General features: G+C 75.5%; 4 protein-coding genes. All 4 read left to right on the top strand.

All coding sequences use genetic code 11. The features are described 5' to 3' along the window. Positions 1-232: 232 nt before the first annotated feature. The 4 genes from ABT085_RS44205 to ABT085_RS44190 all read left to right on the top strand — a co-directional run bounded on the left by ABT085_RS44205 (position 233) and on the right by ABT085_RS44190 (position 4,332). Positions 233-946 carry an LPXTG cell wall anchor domain-containing protein gene (locus tag ABT085_RS44205; RefSeq protein ID WP_351622240.1) on the top strand — a complete coding sequence of 238 codons (714 nt, stop codon included), beginning with the start codon at positions 233-235 and terminating at the stop codon, positions 944-946. A 37-nt stretch (positions 947-983) separates the two neighbouring features. Continuing rightward, a complete protein-coding gene (locus ABT085_RS44200; RefSeq protein ID WP_351622238.1) occupies positions 984-1,817 on the top strand; it encodes a COG1470 family protein in 834 nt (277 codons plus the stop codon). Then, the gene (locus tag ABT085_RS44195) at positions 1,814-3,010 is read left to right on the top strand and encodes a hypothetical protein (RefSeq protein WP_502982981.1); all 1,197 of its coding nucleotides are present in this window, start codon (positions 1,814-1,816) and stop codon (positions 3,008-3,010) included. The genes ABT085_RS44200 and ABT085_RS44195 overlap by 4 nt, the downstream gene beginning before the upstream one ends. 74 nt (positions 3,011-3,084) lie before the next feature. Beyond that, positions 3,085-4,332, top strand: a complete 1,248-nt coding sequence (locus ABT085_RS44190) for a hypothetical protein (protein WP_351622243.1) — start codon at positions 3,085-3,087, stop codon at positions 4,330-4,332. Positions 4,333-4,496: the final 164 nt, after the last annotated feature.

The raw sequence follows: 4,496 nt of genomic DNA, 5'->3' as shown, positions 1-4,496 counted from the left end.
ATGAGGGAGGCGATACGGCCCTCGGTGCGCGCGCTCTCCATGTCGGCCGCCGTCAGCGCCCGGCGCAGGCCCCTCGGTCGAACTCCCGCTCCGGCCGCTCAGGTTGCTCACGCGGCCTCCTCGCCACGTCCATCACACCGGCGCAACTCCGGCGTGTGGCTTGTCTTCCCTCCTTGCGGCCCCGGGCGTACCTTGACGGCCGATCTGATGTTCCGTCAGAAACGAGGGGACCGTGTCGTACCAGAAACGAACCGCCGCGTTCGCGTCCGTCGCGGCCCTGGCCGGCTCGGCGGTCCTGCTCACCGCCCCGGTGGCCCGGGCCGAGGTCGTGAACGTCAACTACCAGTGCAAGACGCCGATCGGCGACAAGAGCGCCGTCTCGCCCATCGACATCAAAGGCGTCAAGAGCGGCAGCGGCTACCGGATCACCATGTCCTGGCAGAAGGGCGTCTCGTCCAGCCCGGTCGAACTGGGCAAGGGCGCGATGAATCCGAGCGCCACCGTCAGGCTGGGCGGCGCCGACAGCGGCACCCTCACCGTCACGGGCGCCGCCAACCAGGCCGCCATCCCGGCCAACACGCCCATAAAGATCAATGACTTGAGCGGCACGTACACCCCGAAGGCGACCGGCAAGGTCACCTTCACGGCGGGCGTGCTCACCATCAAGGCGCTCGGTACGACCACCACGTGCACGCCCGCCAACAGCCCCGGGCCCTCGCTCACCCTCGACGTGACGTCGGCGGGCGGCGGCACGAGCGGCGGCTCGACCGGGAGCGCGAGCGGGGGCACGCAGAGCGACAGCGGTTCCGGTACGGCACTTCCGCAGACCGGGCCCGCGGACTCGGCCGTCGCCCTCGGCACGCTCGGCGGCACCGTGTTCCTGGCCGGCGCGGCGGGCGTGCTGTGGCTGACCCGCCGGAACCAGACGGCACGGGAACGCCACTGACCGTCCGTCGCGACGCCCCTGCCCGATGGAGCCGCCGATGTCGTACGCCGTCCGCGTCCTGCCCCTGTCCGTCCTGTTGCTGCTGGGTGCCGCGCCCGCCGGCGGCGGCTGGTCGGCCACGCCCGCCGGAGACGGCCGCCCGGCCTTCTACGTGGAGGGCGTGCCCGGCGCCGTCCAGCAGGACACGGTGTCCCTGACCAACCGCGGGCGGCGGCCGGTCACCGTACGGCTGCGCGGTACCGGCGTCCCGGTGACGTTCGCCGGTGCCGAGGTGCGGATCCCCGCCCGTACCCGGGCCGACGTCCCCTTCACGGTGACCGTCCCGGCGGACGCGGCCCCCGGCGACCGCTCCGGCACGATCGTGGCGCGCGGCGGCGACGGCCGTACGGCGACCGTGCCGCTGCGACTGCGGGTCGGCGGGCCCGAGCTGTCCGCGCTGACCGTCGAACACGTCGCCGTGCACGCCGACCGCATCACGTACGAACTGGTCAACCGTGGCACCACGGTGCTCGCCCCGCGGCTGGCGGTGCGCGCGAACGGCCTGTTCGGCCGCCGGCTCCTGGACCGCGCACCGCGCGCCCTGCCCGTCGAACTGCCTCCCGGACACCGGCTGAGGCTCAGCGAGCCCTGGCCCGGCCGGCCCGTCCTCGACGCGGTGGACGTGACGCTGACCGCGACGGCGGCGGGCGGCGCCCGGGACACGGCGAGCGGGTCGGCGCGGTTCGTGCCCTGGGGCGCGGTCGGCGGGACGGCGGGCGCCGCGGGGGCGGCCGCCGCCGGACTTCTCGCCGTACGGCGGCGCGGGGCCCGCGCGGCGGGCGCGGCGCGGCGGCCGGGTGCGCGGGCCGAGTCGACGGGAGGGCTGCGGTGAGCGGCAGACGGCGGATCGGGGTGCTGGCGGCGGCGTTCGCGGCGCTGCTCGTGCTGACCCCCACGGCACCGGCGACGGCCGTCGGGCCCAGCGTCCGACTGTCGCAGACACAGGCCGGAACCGGCGGTTCGATCACCGTCAGCGGCAGCGGCTGGCGGTCGCACGCCCTGCTGATGCTGCTGGTGTGCGGGCAGTCGGCGCCCTCGCGGGGCGTGCTCGGCGGCACCAACTCCTGCGCGAACGCCGACGGGCGGGCCGTCACCACCGACGCCGACGGCCGGTTCAGCCGCGTTCTGCCGGTGACCGAACCACCGGTGCCGTGTCCCTGCGTGGTGCACGTCGCCACCGTGACCGGCGCCAAGGCGCAGGCCGACGCGGTCCTGCGGGTGGCCGGGCATCCGGTGCGGCCGCTGCCCGCGCGGACCGACGGCGGACGGCTGTCCGTCCTCACCGACATCCGGCTCGACGGATCGAGCGGCGTGCTGACCTGGTTCGGCGCCCCGCCCTCCCGCACGCTGGTCCTCACCGTCGGCAACGTCGGCTCCGACCCCGTGACGGACCCCGTCTTCCGGGTCGGGATCTCCCACGGCGTGTTCGCCCCGCAGTGGGACGAGCAGCAGTGGCGGGGCACCCTCGCACCCGGCGGGAAGGCCCGGATCAGGCTGCCGGTCGAACTCTCCGCCGGGGCGCACGGCGACTACACCGTCTCCCTCGCGTACGGCGGCCGGGTCCTCGGCGAACAGCCTTGGGGCGTCGGCCGTCCCTGGGGCGTGACCCTGTTCTGGATCCTGCTCTGCGTGGTCGTACCGGTGGCGGTGTTCCGTATCGGGATGGCGGCGGTGGACCGCGTCCGGCCGCACCGGCCGCACCGGTCACGGCGCTCGCGCGGGCTGCGACGGGCCCACCGCGGGCGGCCCGCCGGCCGGACTTCGCCGGCCCGTCCCCCGTGGCTGCGCCGCGGCGACCGCACGGACGCACCCCACGCACCGGACGCACCCCACGCGCCGGACGCGCCGGACGCGCCGGAGGCGTCGTACGCGACCGGCGCGGCCGCCGCCGGGCCCGGCCCGACTTCGACCCTGCCGTGGTTCACCCCGGACTCCGCTCCGGGCACGGCGGCCGGTCGGCTCTCCGCACCGCACGACGACAACCCGGCGAGTCCTACGACTCCCGTCACGAAGGGACCCACGTGAGCATGCGAAGGAGAGTCACACCGGTCGGCCGACCCGGCGGCGTGCGCAGAGCCGGGGCGGCGGGGGCCGCGCTGGTGCTGGGTGGCGCGGGACTCCTGCTGGGCGTGGCCGCGCTGCCCGCCCAGGCCGCCGAGGTGTCGTTCGCGACACACTGCGTGCCGCCCGCCGGCCTCGACCCCGTGGACGGCACCACCAAGGTCGAGATCACCGCGCCGGCCACCGCGAAGGTGGGCGACACGGTCGAGGTGGTGTGGAAGTTCGTCCAGGCCGCCTCGAAGAACCCCGACATCATCGACCTGCCCGCGAACTCGGTGCAGCCGTCCGGCACCCTCAAGGCGGCCGGCGCGCAGAGCGCCGACATCGCGATGCAGGGGCCGCGCGAGAACCCGGCGATCCCCAAGGGCGCCGCGATGGTGCTGTCCGACATGAAGGGCACCCTGAAGCTCACGACGCCCGGGACGGTGACGCTGACCCCGGGCGCCTACACCGTCAACGCCATGTCGACGGACACCAGGTGCACCCCCACGTCGACGGTGCCGCAGGCGGCGACCATCGAGGTGTCGGCGGGCGGCGGGGGCACGTCGAGCTCCTCCGCGAGTGCGTCCGTGACGCCCTCGGGGTCCCCGACGGACACGGCGTCCCCGACCGGATCCGCCTCCGCCTCGGTCTCCGCGTCCGCGTCCGCGAGCGACGGCACCGGGCAGACCGACTTCACCGGCAAGCAGGTGCAGGTCCCGTACGCGTGCAAGACGCCCATCGGCGACAAGAACGCCACCTCGGCCGTGCAGATCGACGCGCGCAAGGACGGCGGGAACTTCGCGCTCACGGTGAAGTTCGGGCAGTCGGTGATGGACAGCCCCGCGGACATCCCGAAGGGCTCGGTCAAGCCGTCGATGGAGGTCGTGCTCGGCGGCGCCGACCACGGCACGGTGCACGTGGAGGGCCCGCTGAACGCGGACGTGATCAAATCGGGCGACCCGATCGAGATCCCCGACCTGACCGGCACCTACAAGCCGGGCGCGAGCGGTGAGTCGACGCTGGCCCCGGGCGTGCTGACGATCGAGGCCCTCGGTACGACCACCACCTGCACGCCGACGTCGTCCCAGGTCTCCCTGACCCTGGACACCACCGAACAGGCGAGCGGCGCCTCCGGGTCCACCTCCTCCGGCACCTCCTCCGGCAGCACCTCCACCGGCGGCGGCCTCGCGGAGACGGGCGCGGGCGACCACGGCGCCCTGAAGGCCCTCGGCCTGGTCGCGGGGACGGCGATCCTGCTGGGCGGCGCGGTGTTCACGTTCATGCCGCGCCGGCGGACGCGGTAGGGCACGGTCCGCCGGCCGGCCCAGCCACGGCGGGTCCGGCCCGGCACACAAGAGGGGCGCCCCCCCCCCGGGGGGGGTGGGCGGGCCGGTCGGGGGGGAGGCCCGGGCGGGCGCCCGGGGGGGGGGGGGGGCGCGGGGGGGCGGGAGTTGTGGGGGGCCCAGGG

Origin of the sequence: Streptomyces sp. NPDC002265, from assembly GCF_040296125.1 — a bacterium.
Taxonomy (GTDB): Bacteria; Actinomycetota; Actinomycetes; order Streptomycetales; family Streptomycetaceae; genus Streptomyces.
The sequence above is the reverse complement of the archived record's forward strand: the minus strand, read 5'-3'. Positions and strand labels throughout refer to the sequence as shown.

What these genes read in the sequence shown, in the direction of transcription:
- ABT085_RS44200 (WP_351622238.1), top strand. Translation starts at nt 984, where the DNA reads ATGTCGTACGCCGTCCGCGTCCTGCCCCTGTCCGTCCTGTTGCTGCTG.